Annotated in this window: 20 protein-coding genes and 1 tRNA gene; 6 read left to right on the forward strand and 15 right to left on the reverse strand. The window is 46.6% G+C overall.

Features of this window, described 5'->3' with window-relative positions; all coding sequences use genetic code 11:
* Positions 1-2 precede the first annotated feature (2 nt).
* Positions 3-77, reverse strand: a tRNA-Val gene (locus V7S65_RS15785).
* Between the two features lie 335 nt (positions 78-412).
* Complete coding sequence (locus tag V7S65_RS15790) at positions 413-1354, reverse strand: hypothetical protein (RefSeq protein WP_079469025.1); 942 nt, start codon at positions 1352-1354, stop codon at positions 413-415.
* Between the two features lie 131 nt (positions 1355-1485).
* Here V7S65_RS15790 and V7S65_RS15795 point away from each other — a divergent pair, with 131 nt between their 5' ends.
* From V7S65_RS15795 to V7S65_RS15805, 3 genes are read left to right on the forward strand one after another with little or no spacing between them, the layout of a single operon-like run.
* Positions 1486-2145, forward strand: coding sequence for a metal-dependent transcriptional regulator (locus V7S65_RS15795; RefSeq protein WP_079469026.1), 660 nt, complete (start codon positions 1486-1488; stop codon positions 2143-2145).
* Between the two features lie 16 nt (positions 2146-2161).
* Complete coding sequence (locus tag V7S65_RS15800) at positions 2162-4042, forward strand: Nramp family divalent metal transporter (RefSeq protein WP_079469027.1); 1881 nt, start codon at positions 2162-2164, stop codon at positions 4040-4042.
* Positions 4043-4054: 12 nt separating this feature from the next.
* A complete protein-coding gene (locus V7S65_RS15805) occupies positions 4055-4441 on the forward strand; it encodes a thioesterase family protein (protein ID WP_336387219.1) in 387 nt (128 codons plus the stop codon).
* 51 nt (positions 4442-4492) lie between these two features.
* Here the strand turns inward: V7S65_RS15805 and V7S65_RS15810 are convergent, their stop codons facing one another.
* The 6 genes from V7S65_RS15810 to V7S65_RS15835 all read right to left on the reverse strand — a co-directional run bounded on the left by V7S65_RS15810 (position 4493) and on the right by V7S65_RS15835 (position 8877).
* The gene (locus tag V7S65_RS15810) at positions 4493-5233 is read right to left on the reverse strand and encodes a LytR/AlgR family response regulator transcription factor (protein WP_079469029.1); all 741 of its coding nucleotides are present in this window, start codon (positions 5231-5233) and stop codon (positions 4493-4495) included.
* Positions 5211-6275, reverse strand: a complete 1065-nt coding sequence (locus tag V7S65_RS15815) for a sensor histidine kinase (RefSeq protein ID WP_336387220.1) — start codon at positions 6273-6275, stop codon at positions 5211-5213. The genes V7S65_RS15810 and V7S65_RS15815 overlap by 23 nt, the downstream gene beginning before the upstream one ends.
* A 17-nt stretch (positions 6276-6292) precedes the next feature.
* Positions 6293-6646, reverse strand: coding sequence for a DUF4288 domain-containing protein (locus tag V7S65_RS15820; RefSeq protein WP_079469030.1), 354 nt, complete (start codon positions 6644-6646; stop codon positions 6293-6295).
* Positions 6647-6707: 61 nt separating this feature from the next.
* Entirely contained in the window at positions 6708-7442 is a 735-nt protein-coding gene (locus V7S65_RS15825) for a LiaF transmembrane domain-containing protein (protein ID WP_111579437.1), read from the reverse strand.
* Positions 7443-7559: 117 nt separating this feature from the next.
* A complete protein-coding gene (locus tag V7S65_RS15830) occupies positions 7560-8228 on the reverse strand; it encodes an FAD-binding oxidoreductase (protein WP_336387221.1) in 669 nt (222 codons plus the stop codon).
* A gap of 43 nt (positions 8229-8271) precedes the next feature.
* Positions 8272-8877 carry an SGNH/GDSL hydrolase family protein gene (locus tag V7S65_RS15835; protein WP_336387222.1) on the reverse strand — a complete coding sequence of 202 codons (606 nt, stop codon included), beginning with the start codon at positions 8875-8877 and terminating at the stop codon, positions 8272-8274.
* Between the two features lie 191 nt (positions 8878-9068).
* On the opposite strand from V7S65_RS15835, the gene icd reads away from it, so the two are divergent.
* Positions 9069-10340, forward strand: coding sequence for an NADP-dependent isocitrate dehydrogenase (icd, locus tag V7S65_RS15840; protein ID WP_079469034.1), 1272 nt, complete (start codon positions 9069-9071; stop codon positions 10338-10340).
* Between the two features lie 194 nt (positions 10341-10534).
* A complete protein-coding gene (locus V7S65_RS15845) occupies positions 10535-11764 on the forward strand; it encodes an NADP-dependent isocitrate dehydrogenase (RefSeq protein WP_111579434.1) in 1230 nt (409 codons plus the stop codon).
* Positions 11765-11835: 71 nt separating this feature from the next.
* On the opposite strand, the gene V7S65_RS15850 is transcribed toward V7S65_RS15845, so the two are convergent.
* From V7S65_RS15850 to V7S65_RS15880, 7 genes are all read right to left on the reverse strand, one after another.
* On the reverse strand, positions 11836-13371 hold the full coding sequence (locus V7S65_RS15850; RefSeq protein WP_159454241.1) for a L,D-transpeptidase family protein: 1536 nt from the start codon (positions 13369-13371) through the stop codon (positions 11836-11838).
* A gap of 685 nt (positions 13372-14056) precedes the next feature.
* Positions 14057-14629, reverse strand: a complete 573-nt coding sequence (locus V7S65_RS15855; RefSeq protein WP_079469037.1) for a helix-turn-helix domain-containing protein — start codon at positions 14627-14629, stop codon at positions 14057-14059.
* A gap of 3 nt (positions 14630-14632) precedes the next feature.
* Positions 14633-15496 carry a hypothetical protein gene (locus V7S65_RS15860; protein WP_336387223.1) on the reverse strand — a complete coding sequence of 288 codons (864 nt, stop codon included), beginning with the start codon at positions 15494-15496 and terminating at the stop codon, positions 14633-14635.
* 14 nt (positions 15497-15510) lie between these two features.
* Positions 15511-16056, reverse strand: coding sequence for a heavy-metal-associated domain-containing protein (locus V7S65_RS15865; protein ID WP_079469039.1), 546 nt, complete (start codon positions 16054-16056; stop codon positions 15511-15513).
* 94 nt (positions 16057-16150) lie between these two features.
* Entirely contained in the window at positions 16151-16540 is a 390-nt protein-coding gene (locus V7S65_RS15870) for an HYC_CC_PP family protein (RefSeq protein WP_336387224.1), read from the reverse strand.
* An 80-nt stretch (positions 16541-16620) separates the two neighbouring features.
* Positions 16621-18594 (reverse strand): putative porin, encoded by a 1974-nt coding sequence (locus V7S65_RS15875; protein ID WP_079469041.1) that lies wholly within the window; start codon positions 18592-18594, stop codon positions 16621-16623.
* A 19-nt stretch (positions 18595-18613) separates the two neighbouring features.
* Positions 18614-19435, reverse strand: coding sequence for a purine-nucleoside phosphorylase (locus V7S65_RS15880; RefSeq protein WP_336387225.1), 822 nt, complete (start codon positions 19433-19435; stop codon positions 18614-18616).
* A gap of 128 nt (positions 19436-19563) precedes the next feature.
* Between V7S65_RS15880 and sucC the strand changes: the two genes are divergently transcribed.
* Positions 19564-20775, forward strand: coding sequence for an ADP-forming succinate--CoA ligase subunit beta (gene sucC / locus V7S65_RS15885; RefSeq protein WP_079469042.1), 1212 nt, complete (start codon positions 19564-19566; stop codon positions 20773-20775).
* Positions 20776-20781 lie beyond the last annotated feature (6 nt).

Here is a 20781-nt window from a genome sequence, read left to right on the forward strand (position 1 = left end):
TGTGGGAGCTACTGGATTCGAACCAGTGACCCTCTGCTTGTAAGGCAGATGCTCTGAACCAGCTGAGCTAAGCTCCCTCTTTTGTTTCTTACCTATCGTCCCTTTCGTTCGATTGGATCGCAAAGGTATAAACTATTTTTATTCTACCAAATATTTTTTGAAAAAAGCAGGAAAAACGAAACCGGGGCATATTACTACACTCCTCCCAAACCCTTTACCACACATCATTACAGGAAAAATAAAAACCGGATTCAATTTTATAAAGATGCCTGCATTTTTTTGCACTTATATATATTTCTCATCAATAATGTGCATGATTATCTGTCCGGATATTTTTTATTTTTTAGAAAGATAAAGGGAGACAGAAGCCGGTATACCTGCTTTTATCTCCCTTAATATTAAATCAAATCTCTTATTTCTTTTTCTTCTTTTCCGCCTTCTTCACAAAGCCGCCTTCAAAAAAGCATTTGATACCACGATAAGCGCCGCAGCCGCCTATTTCGCGGATATTCACCCGGTTGCCGGTAAACTGGAAAGCAATACCACAGGAAGATTCCTTGTCCTTGTACTCGCCCCGGTTGCCGCCGATGTAATGTCCCCGGCCGCTCAGTTCTCCTTTACAGTTGCCATTATCTTTTGAGAAGGTGATGAAGAACTGGAAAGACTTGGTATCCTCGCCATCACGGATGGATACGATACTCATGTCGCCGGCCGTATAATCGCCGGAGAATTTATGTTTACGGGGCAGTGTATCAATCGGGTTGAAGATCTGCCCGGCGTTCGTAGGTCCGTTGGAGTTAGTCATGATAAGCGTTACCGAACCATCGGGATTCACCATGTAAAAATCTTCTCTCAATGCGCTCCGGCTGCCCGACAATTTTGTTTCGCTGCTGATCTTCACTACATTTTTACTGTCTATTACCAGGGAGGTAACCGTACCATCCGCACTACCGGTGTTGGCTACACGTATCCTGTTGAGGTATTTCCCTTTTTTATCCAGGAAACAGAGATAGCCTACAGATTGTGACCTGCCGGCTGCTTTCACAGTCATATAGTTTACTACGCTGCCGGGAATCCGCTGCAGCGGGAAATATTTCACCGGTTCATTCTTGCCGAAATCACCTTTCGTCAGCGTATCTGTGAGAAACCGCATGGCAGCGGTATCCAGCCGCAGTGAATCCGGTTGTTTCAACTGGAGCGTATCCGGTGTAAGCCTGTAGGGCAGGGTGCCAGGCGTAAACAATGCCTGGAAGTCTTCAAATGTCATGGGCTCGTCGCCGCTGCCTGATTTCTTCTTCGATTTGCAGGCTGCCAACACGCCGATTGCCAGTAATAATAAAAGGAAACGCTTCATTAGAAAATTTAATTCTGGGCGAAAAGTTAGATATAATTTTTATATGTGCGCGTTAAAAATCAAAAAACATACCGGATAGAGAAATGTTCAGATTTATTATTTAGATTTGTCTAAATAATATTTTAGATAACATGAATTTATCGATCGCAGAGGAAAACCATATCAAATCAATTTATAAGCTGCAGGAAGGCGACGCCGTAGTAACCACCAACGCATTGGCCTATGAACTGGATACGAAGCCTGCATCGGTAACAGACATGGCCAAGAAGCTGAAAGAGAAGAAGCTGATTGAATACGAAAAATACAAAGGCATCACCCTTTCGGCAGATGGAAGAAAAGCCGCCCTGCAAATTGTACGGCGCCATCGCCTGTGGGAGTGCTTCCTGGTAGATAAACTCTCCTTCAGCTGGGAAGAAGTGCATGAGCTGGCAGAAGAACTGGAACATGTACGCAGCGAAAAGCTCACCAACCGGCTCAGCGAATTCCTCGGAAACCCGGTGATAGACCCTCATGGCGACCCTATCCCTGATGCCAACGGAAAACTGGCCAAACCACGTCCGCAAACCTCACTGGATCAGGCCAACGCCAAACGACTGGTAGTTACAGCCGTATCAGACCAATCCACCGCGCTGCTGGCCTTTCTCAACGCCAAAGGAATTAAACTGGGCACCCAGCTGGAAATAGTAGCGCATTACGAATACGACAATTCTATAGAAATAAAAGTAAAAGGGCAACCCGCCATTACCATCAGTGAGCAGGTTGCAAAAAATATAATGGTCAGACCCGTTTAATTATCAGCAATATACTATGAGCATCGAGCATACACATTCATCAGCATCGTTAAGTGAGGTACATCAGAGTGTAGAAACGAGTGGAAAATCCAGGTGGAAAAAAATCTTCGCCTTCTTTGGCCCCGCCTATCTCGTAAGCGTGGGTTATATGGACCCCGGCAACTGGGCCACCGACCTGGCCGGCGGCAGCCAGTACGGTTATAAACTATTATGGGTATTGCTCATGAGTAACCTCATGGCATTGCTGCTGCAAAGCCTGAGCGCCCGGCTGGGCATTGTGCGCGGCCGCGACCTCGCACAGGCTAACCGGGAAACCTATCCGCCGGTAGTGAATTTCATCTTATATGTATTGGCGGAAATCGCCATAGCAGCCACCGACCTGGCAGAAGTACTGGGAATGGCGATTGGTATACAGCTGCTCACAGGGCTGCCGCTGGTATGGGGCGTAAGCCTGACCGTGCTGGACACCTTCCTCCTCCTGATCCTGCAACGCTACGGCATCCGTAAAATGGAAGGGTTTATTATCAGTCTTGTTGCCATTGTAGGCGCCTCCTTCCTGGTAGAACTGATCCTCGTGAAACCCCAGATGCACGAAGTAGTGCGGGGTTTTATTCCCACCATCCCGGACAACACCGCGTTGTATATTGCCATTGGTATTATCGGCGCCACCGTGATGCCGCATAACCTGTACCTGCACTCAGCACTGGTACAAACGCGGAAAATAAAACGGGACGACGCCGGTATTAAGCAGGCCATTAAAATGAATTTTATCGACAGCACCATTGCCCTGAACCTCGCGTTCCTGGTGAATGCTGCGATCTTAATACTTGCTGCCGCCGTATTTTTCAAAAGCGGCAGAACAGATGTGGCCGAAATCCAGGATGCGCACCGGCTGCTGGATCAGCTGCTGGGAAGCAAACTGGCGCCTATCCTGTTTGCGGTGGCGTTGATCGCTGCGGGTCAGAGTTCTACGGTAACCGGTACCCTGGCCGGGCAAATTGTAATGGAAGGCTATCTCCGCCTGCGTATTAACCCGTGGCTGCGGCGGCTTATCACCCGGCTGCTGGCCATCATCCCCGCACTGCTGGTGATCCTTATTTTCGGCGATGAAGAAGTAGGCGCGCTGCTGGTGTTCAGCCAGGTATTGCTCAGCTTACAACTTGGCTTTGCCATCATCCCGCTCATCCATTTTGTAAGCGATAAAAAAACGATGGGTACCTTTGCCATCAAGCCCATTACTAAAATTTTCAGCTGGCTGGTCACCAGTTTATTGGTGTACCTTAATATGCGGATGGTATTATCAGAAGCCTTTGATTATATGTCTGGTACCGGGAATATTTTTGTAGACGGATTAATTATAGCCGGCTGCCTCGGCTTTGTGGTGCTGCTTTTCATCACCATCGTGTATCCGCTGCGCCGCCGCTACCGCGAAGATGCCGCCGCCGGGATCCATACCACACAGGTATCGCTGGGCGATATGGAGAAGCCTACCTATCAATGTATTGCGATGGCCCTGGATTTCTCGGAGCGCGACAAGGATATTGTGACCAATGCCATTGCTCACGGGAACGAACACACGCAGTATATTCTTATTCACATTGTGGAAAGCGCTTCCGCCAAATACTTTGGTAAAGATTCGGACGACCTGGAAACACGCCGCGACCAGGAACAGCTGGACACCTATATTGCCCTGCTGAAAAGCCGCAACATCAGCGCCAGAGGCGTGCTCGGCTTCCGCCGGCGCGCCCGTGAAATTGCCCGCATTGTACACGAAGAAAAAGCGGACTTCCTGGTACTGGGAGGCCACGGCCACAGGGGCTTTAAAGACTGGCTGTATGGCGAAACAGCTAACCAGGTACGTCACCAGGTAAAGATCCCGGTGCTGGTAGTGCAGTAAAATTTTAAATGTATGCTTTCGTTATTCAAACCCGGTGATACCAAACATTTCAGCCGCATCGTGCGGCCGGAAGACTGTGCCTCATTTGACAGCGGGCATGTGCATCCCGTATACGCCACCTTTGCACTGGCGCGGGATGCAGAATGGTGCTGCCGTTTGTTTGTGCTTGATATGAAGGAAACATCCGAAGAAGGCATTGGCACCCGGCTTACTGTGGAGCATCTCTCCCCTGCTTTAACCGGCAGCCGGGTGGACTTTACAGCCGTGATTACACAAATACAACATCATGAAATCACCTGTAGTTACGAGGCCGTTTGCAATGGCCGTATCGTTGCTACAGGTATACAGGTGCAGAAAATTCTTTCTAAAGAAAAACTGGAGAAGTTATTTACGCGGTAAGCGATGTGGATATTGTCTTTCTCAGGATTACGCTGAGAAAGACAATATCCGCTATAACCCCAGCGCCGCCTTCAGGCGCGGGTAACCGGTTTTGCTCACCAGCACCCTGGCGCCGCTGCGCAGTATAGCCAGGTGGTTTTCTTTTTCGTAGGGGTCTATACGTGTTACCTGGTTTACGTTGAGTATATAAGAGCGATGCACCCGCGTAAACTGTTGCGGGTCCAGCATTTTTTCGAAGAACGACATTGTTTTATTTTTCAGGAAGCTACCTTCCTGGGTTACTATTTTCACGTAGTCGTCTGCTGCTTCCAGGTAATGGATATCCTGTACCGGGATGATTTTGATTTTACCATTGATCTTTATTACCACGCGGTTGCTTTGCAAAGGTGTGGCAGCAGCGGTTTCCAGCAATGCTTCCGTATTGGTGGCTGCAGGTGTTTGAAAATGATCCAGCCATTTTTGTACGGCCTTATCAAAGCGATCGCTGGAAAAAGGTTTCAGCAGGTAATCGACCGCATGCACTTCAAAGGCCCTGATAGCATGCTCTTCAAAGGCGGTGGTAAAGATCACGGCAGGCATATTTTCCACGAGTTCCAGCATTTCAAAACCGGTGATCTTTGGCATTTGTATATCCAGGAAAATGATATCCGGCTGATGCTGTTGTATGGCCTTTAATCCTTCAAACCCATCATTGCATTCCTGTACCACTTCTATTTGCGGGAAGCTTAACAGGTATTCCTTCACCACTTCACGGGCCAATGGTTCATCATCAATTAATACTGCTTTTATCATGCGATTGTGGTACTTTAATAATGGTAGTAAATATATTATCAATGGCCGTGGTTTCCAGCAGGTCCTGCCGTGCAAACAACAGGTACAGCCTGCGTTGTATGGAGGTTAAGCCGAAACCCGTCCCTTTGTTGGGTTGCTGCAGTTCGTTGTCGAACGGATTTTGTATGGCGATATACAACATGTTATCCTGCAGCCATGATTTTATGCTGATGGTGATATCACCGGTGGTATCGTATAGTCCGAATTTGATCGCATTTTCTACTACCGGCTGCAGCAGCATCGGCGGCATCATCATTTTATCTGCTTCCTCATAAGGCACAACGTTGGTGGTTAAACGATGCCCGAAACGTACTTTCTCTATATCCAGGTAGAGCTGCAGGTAGTTCAGTTCTTCCGCGAGTGTGATCCACTGGTCGTCTTCACGTTTCAATGATCCTCTTAAAAAGTCGGAGAGCTTCAGTACCATTTCGCGGGCTTCTTTTGGCCGCAGCATAATGAGTGCATTGATGGAGTTGAGGCTGTTAAACAGGAAATGCGGCTGCAGTTGCTGCCGCAGTTTAAAGAGTTCTGCTTCTCTTACAATCTTCTCCGTAGCTTCTTTACGCTGGCGGTATTCCTGTTGTTCTTCCTCATCGTACCACATCTGGCTCCTGAATCCGATCCCTGCAATCAGCATGCATCCAACAATAGCATGAACGGGAATGGCATTGTTCAGCCAGTTGAGATACGGTACATCTTCCGGGAAGGCGGATACCAGTATCCAGCGGCTCAGGCACACCCACAATACAGACAATGCAAAACTCAGAACAGCTACATAGCCAAACTTCATGGTGCCGTCTGCCGGGCGGTAATAAGCCACGTTATGGCTTATTACAATACCGGCGGCTCCCAGTAGTATAACGTGCACTGCACTGTCTGTAGCCGATTGCCAGAGGGGAAGGTCGAACCAGTACCACAGCAACCCGCCATACAGGAACATCCAGATGGCGAAGGAGGCGAGAAAAGCCCACCAGGCATTACCTTTAATCAGTTGCTTTACCAAAGAAGGTGATTTATCAGTTATACGTTAAGTTCAAAGTACTGTTGTCCCTGTAACTGTGCAGATTTCATCTGCAACCAGGCGATGTAGGAATTGGGATCACCCGGCTCTTCAATGCGGGAGTACAATTCCATACCGTCTGTCAGCTGATCCAGGGTATATACTTCCGGTACGTTGATGAACTTCCATTGTACCAGTTCCTGCTGTTGATTTTTAAAAGCATATTGTTCCTGCATACCAATTTCGCGGGCCTTATCGCAGGCGTCTTTCTTGGTAACAGCGCTGATTAATCTTAATTGTTCGTCAAACTGCGGAGTGTGATTGCCTTCACCGCAGATGATCTGATATACAACTTTCGCAACAAACCAATGCATAAAATTAAAATTTAAAAGTTCGAGAAGATAGAATACAGGTTGAGATATGGATGTTTAATGATCAGTAACTTTTTATTTCCACGCCACCGAATACGCAGGATCCTTTCAGGATCAGCAGTTTATCAATGGGTCCGGCAGGTATCACACTATTACTACGTTTATCTTCCACACCACCGAGGATGGCGTCGATATCCACCTGCACTTTCCAGTTGGCCGGTACAATGATTTCGCAACCACCGAAAACGGCTGAAACGTCCATAGTAGCGGTGCCGTTGATATCGGCATTCATGAAGTTAATGACGGCACCTCCGAAGACAGCGCTTACGTCGCCTCCCTTAAAGTTTTTAGACATCACTACTTTATTCACGCTGCCAAAAATAGCGTTGGCGCTCAGCGTATCTTCCCCGGTGGCAAATTCCTCACTGGAGCCGAAGCTGTGTTTTTTGGACGGCCATTCCGGATGGTGATAACTCTTTTTAAAGATCAGCACAATACCCACCAGGATCAATGCTACCGGCCATATAAACTGGGCGGTGTTATATGGCAGATGAAGTATTTCGCTTGCCAGGAAAATTCCGCCTACCAGGATCATCACCACCCATCCCCCGAATCTGAAGTTATGCTTTGCCCCTATAACAATACCAACCGCTATCAGGATCATCTGCCAGGAGAACAGCCAATGGGGCAGGTCGAGATCCAGGCGTTGTAATAACAGGCAGGCACCAACGATGATGAAAACCGCACCGCCTATAAAGCGGCCTTTTCTTCTTGATGCGTCGATATCTTCGTTTTTCATTTGTTTTACTATTTATGATACAAATGTAGAACGGCACGCTGTTATTGGAAACAGGGTTTAGGCTAATAAAGTACCCTCACCGGTAAAAAGCAGGAAATCGCCGGTGAAAACGGCGGGTTATATTTCTACCGTTACCAGGGCATCGTTTCCGGCCAGTTTTATGAGGATGGCTTTCAACTGCTGTACCATAGGATCGGGGCCACAGATATAGAAATGCTGGTTGAAATCCCTGATCTTCCCTTTCAGGTAGTTTTCATCGATGGTATGGTGGTCGTAGCCGGGTACTTCCTGTGCGGTGAGCGTGTTAATGAAACGGCTGCCCAGCATTTCTTCAAATTCATCTTTTAAAATAATATCTCCCAGGGTTTTATTGGAGCAGATCAGTTGGTTATTGCCCAGCTGGCCTTTGTGCTGCAGGTCGCGCAGGATGGCAATGAAAGGGGTAACGCCTGCGCCGCCCGCGATGAAGGTGCCTTCCCCGTTATAATGAATGGTACCCCATACATCGTGCAGGATCAGTTCATCTCCGGCTTTCAGTTGGCCGAGTTCATGGGTAACGCTGCTATGGTCGTCGTAGATCTTGATAGTAAATTCCAGGTGATCCCATTCGGTAAGGCTGGTAAAGGTAAAGGGGCGTCTTTCTTCTTCCCATCCGGGTTTATTTACCGCTACTTCTGTAGCCTGGCCGGGTACAAAGGTATATCCGGCGGGCTTTTCCACGGTGAATTGGCGGACGTTATGTGTTACGGGGGTAACAGCCAGGATTTTTACGATATGGCTTTCCATTGGTTCAGGTTTTCTTTAATATGAATGTAGGATATTTTCTTTCTCAGTGCAATGCCTGTTGCAACAAAGGCAGCAGGGCTTTGGCCCAGCGGCTGTAATCCTTTCCGGAAGGGTGCAATCCGTCTCCCGCCACCAGTTCGGGATCGTGAACGGCTTCACGGGTAAAGTGCGTGATATCCAGGTAAGGCACCAGCCATTCTTCAGCAATGGCTTTATTGGCCGCATTATACGCATCTATTTCCCGGCGGATCTGTTCCCGGTCGCGATCCGCCGCAAATGGCGTTACGCCCCAGTCGGGAATAGACAGCACCACCACATGGGAAGGATTGTTGCCGGCAAAAACAATTGCCTTTTGCAGCAGGGCGGTAAATTCAGTTTCATATTCCTCCACGGAGCGGCCGCGGTATTGATTGTTTACGCCTATCAACAGTGTTACTATATCGTAAGTTTTACTTATATGAGTAGCGGCAATACCCGCTTCCAGTTCGTCGGTGGTCCACCCGGTGGTGGCAATGATCTCCGGATCTGTTACTTCAAAGCCTTGTTCCCGGAGCAAAGCGGCTGCCTGTACAGGAAAACGTTCGGAGGCGGAAACTTGTTCACCTATCGTATAACTATCGCCAAGAGCGAGGTATGTAACAGGAATCATGGTGGTATCTGAGATTTGGTTGCTGCAAAAAAATGAGCAGCAAAATAACATTAATCCTAACATAAGCAAAAAGTTATATGCAGGTGTTAAATTTGCTGAAATAAAGGGTAAATCTTACCCCTGCGTAAACGGAAAACCCTTACCTTTGCACGCGATTACAACAATTACGTAACGCATAAAGAAACCGTTTTATGCCGGCAGAAAAAATATCGATGAACAATGGCCTGTTACAGGTCCCTGCACAACCCATCATCCCATTTATAGAAGGCGACGGAATAGGTCCGGACATCTGGAGAGCCAGTGTACGTGTATTCGACGCAGCTGTAGAGAAAGCTTATGGTGGTGATAGGAAAATTGAATGGAAAGAAGTACTGGCGGGTGAGAAAGCCTTCCAGCAAACAGGTGAATGGCTGCCCAAGGCTACACTGGATGCACTGAAAGAATACCTGGTGTCTATCAAAGGTCCCCTGTCTACTCCCGTTGGCGGTGGTATCCGCTCCCTGAACGTTGCTATGCGCCAGGAGCTGGATCTCTACGCCTGTGTAAGGCCCGTACGCTGGTTCAATAAAGTACCTTCCCCGGTGAAACACCCGGAGAAAGTGGACATGGTGATTTTCCGTGAAAATACGGAAGACATCTATGCCGGCATTGAATATATGACGGGTACGCCTGAAGCAAAGAAACTGCTCGATTTCCTGCAAAATGAAATGGGCGTTAAAAAGATCAGGTTCCCGGAAACATCTTCCCTGGGTATTAAACCGGTATCTATTGAAGGTACAGAGCGACTGGTACGCGCTGCTATCAGCTATGCGCTGGAGCACAAACGTCCGTCACTCACCCTCGTGCACAAAGGCAACATCATGAAATTCACCGAAGGTGGTTTCAAAAACTGGGGCTATGCACTGGCAGAAAGAGAATTCGGCGATAAAGTATACACCTGGGAACATTGGGAAAAAACCAAGAAAGATCTTGGTGAAGAAGAAGCCAACAAAGAACTGAAAGTAGCCCTGGCAAAAGGTAAGCTGCTGATCAAGGATGTAATTGCGGATAACTTCCTGCAACAGATCCTGCTGGCGCCACAGGACTATTCTGTAGTAGCTACGCTGAACCTGAACGGCGATTATATTTCCGATGCACTGGCTGCTGCAGTAGGCGGTATTGGTATTGCCCCCGGCGCCAACATCAACTACCTGACCGGCTACGCTGTGTTTGAAGCCACACACGGCACTGCACCCCGCTTTGCCAACACCAACACCATGAACCCTTCCTCAGTGATCCTGAGCGGCGTAATGATGCTGGAATACATGGGCTGGAAAGAAGCAGCTGAAATCATTGTTCATGGCCTCAGCACCGCTATCATGCGTAAACGCGTTACCATCGACTTCTACAACCTGATGGATGATGCCACCCTGGTGAAGACCAGCGAATTTGCGGATGAAGTGATCAAGCAGATGCAACACTAAGCATTCTATCTTTTTAATATAAAGGGAGATGAAAACGGATAAACCCGTTTTAATCTCCCTTTTTTTAACCAAGATAAAATCCGGTTAATTTTGTTTTTTTCACAGCTATTCGTATTTTTCGTGATTATCCCGATTGGGACTCGCTTGAATAATTGTTGTGAAAAGCTTTTTAATCTAATTTTAAAAAACCCGAAATGGCAGAAAAAATTAAAGTTGCTAATCCGGTAGTTGAACTGGATGGTGATGAAATGACACGAATCATCTGGAAATTCATCAAGGATAAACTGATACTTCCATACCTGGATGTTGAAATTAAATATTACGACCTGGGCATGGAACACCGCGATGCTACCAACGACCAGGTAACTATTGATGCAGCCAATGCTATCAGGGAAGTAGGCGTAGGTATCAAATGCGCTACCATCACGCCGGATGAAGACCGCGTAAAGGAATTCAACCTGAAACAGATGTGGAAATCTCCCAACGGCACTATCCGTAATATCCTGGATGGTACCGTATTCCGTGAGCCAATTGTAATGAAGAATGTTCCGCGCCTGGTACCTAACTGGACTGCCCCGATCTGTATTGGCCGTCATGCTTTCGGTGATCAGTACCGCGCTACCGATTTCGTTACAAAAGGAAAGGGTAAACTGACCATTAAGTTTGAAGGCGAAAATGGTGAAGTGATCGAACACGAAGTATACAACTTCAAAGGCGATGGCGTTGCATTAGCAATGTACAACACCGATGAATCTATCAAAGGCTTTGCCCGTGCATGTTTCAACCAGGCACTGATGAAAAAATGGCCTTTATACCTGAGCACCAAGAACACCATCCTGAAAAAATATGATGGCCGTTTCAAAGATATCTTCGAAGAAATCTATCAACAGGAATTTAAAGCTGAATTCCAGGCACATGGCTTAACTTATGAACATCGCCTGATCGATGACATGGTAGCCAGCGCACTGAAATGGCATGGTAACTTTGTATGGGCCTGTAAAAACTACGATGGCGACGTACAATCTGATACGGTTGCACAAGGCTTTGGCTCTCTCGGCCTGATGACTTCCACCCTCATCACTCCTGATGGTAAAACAATGGAAGCAGAAGCTGCACACGGTACTGTAACCCGTCACTACCGCGATCACCAGGCTGGTAAACCTACTTCCACCAACCCTATCGCTTCCATTTTTGCATGGACCCGCGGTCTGGAATTCCGTGGTAAACTGGATAACAACGAGCAACTGATCAAATTCTGCCAGGCACTGGAACAGGTTTGTATCGAAACTGTTGAAAGTGGTAAAATGACCAAAGATCTGGCTGTTTGTATCCATGGAAACAAAGTAGAACATGGTAAACATTACCTGTATACTGAAGAGTTCCTGGAAGCACTGGATACTGCACTGAAAGCGAAACTCGCGTAAGTTGATAAAGACAATAAAAAAAGCAGCGGATAATGTATCCGCTGCTTTTTTATTTTAACAAGATGGAGTTCTTACAACTTCATCTTCTTTCTTAATACTTTATCTTCTCCATAAATATCATCATAGAAAACAAGATTACCGTTTTGCCCTTCTGCGGTAAAATACCGCAGGTAAATAGGAATATGTTTGGGCAGATCTACCTGTTTCTTTTCCTGCCGCGCCAGCCATACACGAACACTATCTCCGCTATGCCGTAAGCTGTCCGCCCGCACCAGGTACTGCGCCAGGCTATCCCATTGCTGCACCCGCACGCAACCATGACTCATAGCACGCATGGAATTTTTAAACAGTCCGCGGTTATTGGTATCATGCAGGTATACGCTGTACTTATTTCTGAAGTTGAATTTCATGATGCCCAGTGAATTGTCGATACCATCCATCTGGCGCAGCACATAAGGGAAATGGCCCTTGCCGAGTTTCGACCAGTCGATAGTATAAGGATCCACTGCATTACCATCTTTATCTATTACTTCCAGGTTCTTGGACGCAAGATAACCGACATTCTTTTTAATAGCCGGCAGCATTTCCTTAAACACAATACTGTAAGGTACCCGCCAGTAAGGGAACATCATGAAGTTGGTCATGTAGGAATTGAGCAGCGGCGTACGGGTGCGGGGCGTGCCCACAATTACGCGTGATTCCAGCACCACTTCCCCGCTATCCACCACCTTCAGGTTATAACCGGGCACATTCACCAGGATATACCGCGAAGGCAATGTATCCGGCAGTTTACGCCAGCGGTCGAGGTTTACAGCGGCCTGCATGATCCAGTCGTGCATAGAGCGGTTCATGGCCATCACTGTTCTTTTCCCTGCTACCCCATCGGGATAAATATTAAACTCTTTCTGGAAAGCTTTCACACCGGTTTTCAGCAATGCGGAATCCAGCTCGCGGCCCGTGGTATCGAGATGCCCGCTTTGCACCAACCGGTTGATCACCAGTTGCCGGAATCCCAGCGTGTCGGTATAATTGAGCGGTAACGTATCCCAGTGATAGTTTTCGTATTTTGCTTTGAAAGACTGAATCCCTTCTTTCAGCGCAATGTATCCTTCATGTGAAGGCTCCAGTGCATGCAGGATATTTGCTACATTCTTTTCTTCCAGTGCCTGCCGCAATTGTGTGATGAGTTGTTCATCAGTAAACGCCGAATCCTTTTTAAGGGTAATGCTATCACGCGGAGCAACGCCGTAGCGCAGATCGGAGGCCATTTTCATGAAAGCGTCTGTCATCAGCACATCTACTTTTGCCCATAAGGCGGCATCTTTTTTTGCAGTAGCGTCGTTGGTGATTTGTTCCCAGGCGGCGGTTAGTGCGGGCTCGTGATATTGCGCAGGTAGCAGTCCTACGTCTTCCGCATGCTGGATCATATACAGCATGGAATCGGCCGCAGGATTGGTTATCCCGTTCTTTGACCACTGGCCTGCCGGCTTATCGGCGCCGTAAAATTCCTGTATAGCTGAAGGACGGAATGATTGTAAACTGTCTTCCAGTTCACCATCGTTATCTTTCAGGGCTGACAGTCTTTCAGTGATACTTTCTGTAATCACTTCGTCTAATTGTCTGATGTTTGCTACAATCTGTTTTTGTTTGGGGGCGGTATGCTTTTTTTTATTTACACAGGCTAACAACAAGCACACTCCAGATCCGCATAACAAACTGATAATAAAAATTTTATTCTTCATCTGCAGTAAATCGCTATGGTAAAGATAGGGATTTACAAATACTGTGCTGAAAATTTTTGGAGATAAAAGAGGCAAGGGCATTTGCGGGTTTCTTCAATATTGCTACCGGAAACTTTTGTACTAAATTATGGCTACCCGAAAAAGGGCCATAGTGTATGGGGAGTGTATGGGAAGTGTATCATGAGTGTATGGTGAGTGTATGGGAACAGTATAGGGAGTGTATGGGGACAGTATAGGGACTATATAGGAACTGTATAGGAACTACAACACATACACGAGTCCTAAGTATCTGAGAAGTATCCAAGAAGTACCCAAGAAGTAACTCCAATACGTAACATTTTTTAATAATACAAAAGCCGCAGACATTACATCTGCGGCTTTAATTATTTCCCCCCTGCTAATACTACCTGCAACAATCCTTTTTCACAAAAAGCGACTGAATAAATTTCAATATGCTTACAACAACTTTCTTCATGTCCGGATTTTTTTAAAAAGAGAAGCCACGGTGTGCAGCAGCTTCTCTTTAAACTAAAACTAAAACAACTAACTTCTATATCTTATCTAATGGTATACGTTCAGGAGCTTTCAATTGTTTAAACTTACTTGGCGTAAGACCAGTTACTTTTTTAAATTGCGCTGAAAGATGTGCTACGCTACTGTATCCCAGCTTGTAACTAATTTCACTTAAGCTTAATTCATTGTACACCAGCAACTCTTTTACCCGCTCTATTTTCTGTTGAATAATATACTGTTCAATGGTAGTGCCTTCTGTTTCAGAAAAAAGATTACTGAGATAATGATAATCCTTCTGCAACTTCCCTGCCAGTAAGGTGGAAAAGTTTTCTTTCATCTCATCCAGCTCTGAATGATGCACTGCCTGTACAATAATACTTTTGATGCCTGCAATCAGCTGTTGTTTTTTATCATCTATCAGTAAAAATCCTTCCTGCTGAAGCGCTTCTGATAACCGGTGCAGTTGTTTCTCCGAAACGGCCCCTTCAACAGTTACCTTACCCAGTTGTATATCCTTAACATCCAGTTGCTGCGCGGCAAGAGTGGTAGTAACTACTTTGATGCAGCGCGGACAAACCATATTCTTTATAAACAGATCTGTTGTTGCCATCGGTTACTTTTTGATATTAAAAATGTTATGCTCCACCCTGATTAAAAAAGAGTTGGAGGTATTCCTTGCCATATCCCCGGTTAACTGCGTGCGGTAAGACAAGTCCAGCCTTGTAGTACTGTTAAAAATAAACTGCACTGCGGGCGCTATGTCCAGGTAAGAACCCCTGCCAACCGCGTCTGTATTGGTTTTGCCCAACAGCTCCACGTAGAGGTTTAAATTTGTTTGCTGAAAGCTTTTATACTTCACCGGCAACACCAGGTACCCCGCAGAGAGACTATAATTTACGGAATTCCGGGAGAAGTCGTCCGGAATATTATCCTTCACATTGTTCATATAACGGGAATAACCTAACGTTGTAGACAATGCCAGTTTATGTAACAATTGTGTAGCAATAATACCCCCGTTTACGCCCGACGTAGCCCCTTCCAGGTCCAGCTCCTTATTATCATACGGCCGCATGGCATGCGCGCCATCAGGCATTTCCGGGTAATACGGATTGTTGATCACGGAACCTCTTACATATGCAGCCATGCGGAAATGCGCGTGCTGCTGATCCAGCGACAGGAAGCGGTATTTGGCGTAAACCCCGCCGCCTTCAAGCTTTACAGACGACTGCATCATGTTGGAAGCGTATCCCAGCACATGCAGCATGAGCTTTTTATTGGCGCCCCACATCACTTCCGGCTCAAAGCGCATCCCGTTATCGCCGGAATGCTTCATGTTGAAAAACTTATTGGAGAGCCTGATCCCCAGGGAGTTGGCGGGCATATTGCTCGCCGGCTCCGTATTCACGTATAACTCCTGTGCGGCTGCTATTCCCCCGCTGGTCATGATGACCAGGGCTATTATTAAAATTCTTTTCATATACCGGCCGGCTATTAAATGGTGACGTGATAAATTCTTTTCGAAGCAGTGGCTCCGTCAGATTTGCAGCAGTCGCCCATCATACCTGTTTTATAGCAGGGCATAGTGGTTTCAGTACTGAATTTTTTAAATTGTTTGGCAGAAACAAAATCTTTGTCGATTACCGTGATGTCTTTATCACCGGACAATACCTGGTTTTTTACATCCATAAAATGGAGGGTGCTGCCCGCAAATGCCACATGCGCATCATTTTGTACGCTTACAGCATCAAAGTTGGCGGTCATTACCAGTTTACCTACAGAAAAACCGGCATCTTCCACTTTATCTTTAATAGCATCGATGCTCACCGGCGCACCGGCTTTGAAGGTAAGAATGAAGGTAGTATTATCGAGATCGGTATCTATTTTATCAACAAAAGGCAATGATTCCAGGGCCTCGTAAGTGGCTTTTGAACACATGGCGCAGGTAAGGCCGGTAGCGTGTACGCTGGCTTTTTTAAATTGTGCATTTGCGCCGAAAGATATGCCCAGTGCGAGCAATATAATGGATACTATTTTCATGATCTGATGAAATAAAATTGAATAAAAAGATGAATAACAGTTAAAGCAATAGCAGTGCTGTAATACAGCAACAAACACTACATTAAAAACTGCATCAGATCAGGAAAGTACAATTCCGGAGGAAAATGGGCGCCGACGGGATGTCTGGCGGATCGTGGGGACGGCTGAGAAGGAGCGTTTCCTGCACCGGCAAAGCGGAAGCAGGTAAAACCCTTACCGGCAGCTGCATATCTGTAACGATGTTAGAACCGGCCTGCAGGGCTTTGGCAGCCTGGTGCGATTCGGTGACCTTACAGAACTTAAATTCATCTTTACAGCAATCCATGCCTTTCGATGACTTTCCGCATTTACCGCAGTGATCAGCCGGAGCTTCCTGCAGGTCTACAGATGCCAGTTTGCCCATGCAGTAGTGCACGTTTACTGCAAACCCGCTGGTGAGCGTGATATACAGTACAGCAAATAATATGGCAGAAAATCGCTTCATGATGAATTACAAAGATAAGAAAAAAAATGACCGGGATAGTGTTGCCACCATACCGGTCATCATATAGTTATATGTAATTCCTAGTTAATAAACCACCATCTGAGGCCCACCCTGAAGGCGAAGTTATTATACGGATATAACGGTCCTGCATAATTGTTATCGCCAAAGAAGGTGTTCAGGTTCTCTGCACGCACATAGGCGGAGAAGGATTTGATCCTGAAATTGGCGAATGCAGCAATATCCGGCAAGGAGTTACTGATCTTCGCGGCATTCTGATAAATAAACTGACCGGTGAGCGGGGAATAGTCATCTGCATAATAACCGGTGTTATAGCGCAGTTCGATCCCTGTCATGAGGTTCAGGTTTGTATACAGTCTTTTTTCAAAGGCAAACCGGTTGCGGGTCCAGAAAGTAGGAACGTTCAATGGTCCGTTGCCATGCAGTTGCTGGAAGGCAATATCTACATACCAGTTAAACGGCTTAATGGTAAACTTCTTGCTAAACGTTATCTGTAACAGGTTAAACAGGGAGTTATACTGATCGCTGTGATAGTAGTCTTTGAAATAGGTGTAATTGGTAAACAGGAAATAATTGGCTGTCAGGGTATAATCCAGCTTTTTGTTTTCGGTGGCAAACTGCAGCTGGGTAATATTCTCCTTCGACAGGCTGGTATTATACCAGGCATCATTGGTACTGTTAAAATATTTGAAGACGTAAGAGGGTTCCTTATTTACGTTGCTGACCGACAGGCGGACATCTCCCAGGAAATCGTTGATATGTCTTTTTAACATGCCATAAAACCCGTAATCTCCGATATTCTGGCCTACTACATAAAACTCGCCTCTTGCAGAGAAATCCCATTTCTGGTTGCGGGTTTTATTACGGTATTCCCCATGTACGGCCAGGTTAGTGAAATTGATATCTGCATCCAGGAAGGTACCGGTGAGGCTTTCAAAGCGGGCGCCAATGTTAATGAAGTGTCCGAGGTTGCCGAGTACCGGGAACTGGATGAGCGACAGATCATTGGAAATCATTTTCCACTGATGTTTGGCGCTTACCGTGTCGCCGGGTAAAAAGTTATAGTGGCTGGAATAAAACGTGGTATCCGGACTGCTGTCGAGGAATTCGTAGTTATTATTCTGGTAGTTGAACGTATACTGCACGCGGAAAATCGGGTTGTACTTATAATAATCGGTGGTATCGTTTACGTGGATACTGTCGCCCCGGCCCCAGTCGTACTGTTGCTGGATGAGGAAACCTGTTTCGCGGTAATTCGATTTCACCGGTATGCTGCCGCCGAAGAAAGCATACGTTGTAGACGCATCATTGCCCAGGTTTACCGGGATGGTTTTGCGTTGCTTATAAGTGCTGTTGGACATGAAGGTATCGCTTCTGATCCCCCCGTTTTCCCCGCCATTGATTTTATTGTAGTAGAAGCTCAGGTAAGTATTGGCGCGTTTGTTTTTGCTCTGGTACCGGGCTGTAAACCGGTAGATATCGTGATTCGTGTTTTGCGAGCGGAAATATCCGGGCGCATTTATTTTGCGGTAGTCGAATGCAAAGTTGAAACGTTCCGTCCGGTTTTGGGTGTGCGACAGCCCGATAACCTGTTCCTGTTTGCTGCCTACCAGGTACTGCAGCTCTGTGTAAGGGCGTGTAGTATAGTAAAAGCGGGCATCTTTATGGGAATTGGAATATACGTCGTAGGCATGGAAGCCGGCGTCAAAACCGGGTTTCATGCGTGGCGTATAAATCATGTTATAGGCAGCACTACCGGTGTTACCAAGTGTGGTGTACGAAGACGGTACTTTCAGATAATTGGTCTGAAAATCGGCCACGGAGGAGTCGAGCTTATAATCGGTGGGCTCCCCGAGGATGCGGTAGGTCAACGTCAGCGTATCCGGCTCGTGTTCGTGTTTGGATGTATCCCGCTGCATTTTGCTGGTGCCGCCTCCGCCACCGCCCATATTGTTGATGCGTCCCGAGTTAAACTGGGCCACTAATTGATTCCCGCACAATAACAGCAGGGCTATGAAAATGAAAATTTGCCTCATCCGAAAGTAACAAAAGCGTTTATAGTTGCCGGATTAATTCACTAAATATCAGCGTCAGCTTAGGTTCTGCTGCTTTTGCAGCTGCCAGTACCTCTTCATGAGTGATCACATTTTCTTCTTCACGGATACCGATATCGGTGATCACACTCATGGCAAATACTTTCAAACCGGCATGCGCCGCTACAATTACTTCGGGTACGGTACTCATTCCTACGGCATCGCCGCCAATGATGTGCATATACCTGTACTCTGCCCGTGTTTCAAAGGTAGGCCCCTGAACGCCTACATATACGCCGCTATGTAAAGATATATTGTTGGCTGCAGCAATTTTATTCGCTGCATCGATTAACGTTTTGGCATAGGGTTCACTCATATCCGGGAAACGGGGACCCAGCGTGTCCTCATTTTTGCCCCGCAGCGGATGCTCCGGCTGCAGGTTGATGTGGTCCCTGATGATCATCAGATCGCCTACCTGGAAAGATGGGTTCATGCCTCCGGCGGCATTGGAAATAAATAAAGTATGGATTCCCAGGGCTTTCATAACCCGCACAGGAAAAGTTACCTGTTGCATGGAAAATCCTTCATAAAAGTGAAAACGCCCTGCCATAGCCACTACTGGCTTTCCCTGCATGAACCCGAGGATCAATTTGCCGGAATGCCCTTCCACCGTAGATTCGGGGAAATGGGGTATGTCGCTGTACGGAATTTCAATGCTGTCTTCAATTTCCCCTGTCAGGTTACCCAGGCCGCTACCCAGGATAATTCCCGCCACTGGCTTGTTTTGCCAGGATTTGCTGATATATTCCCCCGCTGCTGTGATCTTTGCTGTTAATTCACTCATCTGTTTATACATTAATTAAAAGCCGGATTTAAAAAACAAACCCGCGCAAAGTTATTTTTTAATTCACAAATGACTGCAGTTTTATATTTAAATCATAATGACCTATTTTAGCGGCAAATTTTATTCCGATGAACTTACACGAGTACCAGGCTAAAGAACTGTTGAAAAAATATAATGTACCGGTACAGGAAGGTATTCCGGTGGATACCCCTGAAGCGGCTGCGGAAGCATACAAGCAGCTGAAAGTGCAATTTGGTAATGAATTTGCCGTTGTAAAAGCCCAGATTCATGCGGGCGGACGTGGAAAAGGTAAGATCCGTGGTACGGAACAGAGAGGTGTGGCAGTAGGAAAAAATGCAGAAGATATTAAAAACATAGCAGGAAATATCCTGGGAGGCACCCTGGTTACCATTCAAACCGGCGACGCAGGCAAACTGGTAAACAAAGTACTGGTAGCACAGGATGTTTACTATCCGGGCGCTAACCCTGTAAAGGAATTCTACCTGTCCATCCTGCTGGATCGCGCTAAAAGCCAGAACGTTATCATGTACTCCACTGAAGGTGGTATGGATATCGAAGAAGTAGCACACAGCACTCCTGAAAAAATATACAAAGAATGGGTAAAACCAAATATGACCCTGCAGCCCTTCCAGGCGCGTAACATTGCTTTTAACTTCGGTTTGAGCGGTGAAGCGTTCAAAAACATGGTGAAATTTGTAACCAATCTCTATAACGCTTACGTAGGACTGGATTGCAGCATGCTGGAAATCAACCCGCTGTTCAAAACCAGCGATGAGAAGATCATTGCTGTAGATGCCAAAGTAAACCTGGACGACAACTCCCTGATGCGTCATCCCGACCTGGAAGCACTGCGTGATATTTCTGAAGAAGATCCTACAGAAGTAGAAGCCAGCAAATACAACCTGAACTTCGTGAAACTGGATGGTAACGTAGGCTGTATGGTAAATGGTGCCGGTTTGGCAATGGCCACTATGGACATGATCAAACTGAGCGGCGGTGAACCGGCTAACTTCCTGGACGTAGGCGGTACCGCCAACGCGCAAACCGTAGAAGCAGGTTTCCGTATCATCCTGAAAGATCCTAAGGTAAAGGCTATCCTGATCAATATCTTCGGTGGTATTGTTCGTTGCGACAGGGTTGCCCAGGGTGTAATTGATGCCTACAAATCTATTGGTAACATTACGGTACCTATCATTGTACGTTTACAGGGTACCAATGCTGCTGAAGCAAAAGTACTGATCGAAGAAAGCGGTCTGAAAGTACAATCAGCCATCCTGCTTAGCGAAGCAGCTGCGCTGGTAAATAAAGCAGTTAGCTGATAATTT

The organism is Chitinophaga sp. CCNWYY40 (assembly GCF_037483205.1).
Lineage (GTDB): Bacteria > Bacteroidota > Bacteroidia > Chitinophagales > Chitinophagaceae > Chitinophaga > Chitinophaga ginsengisegetis.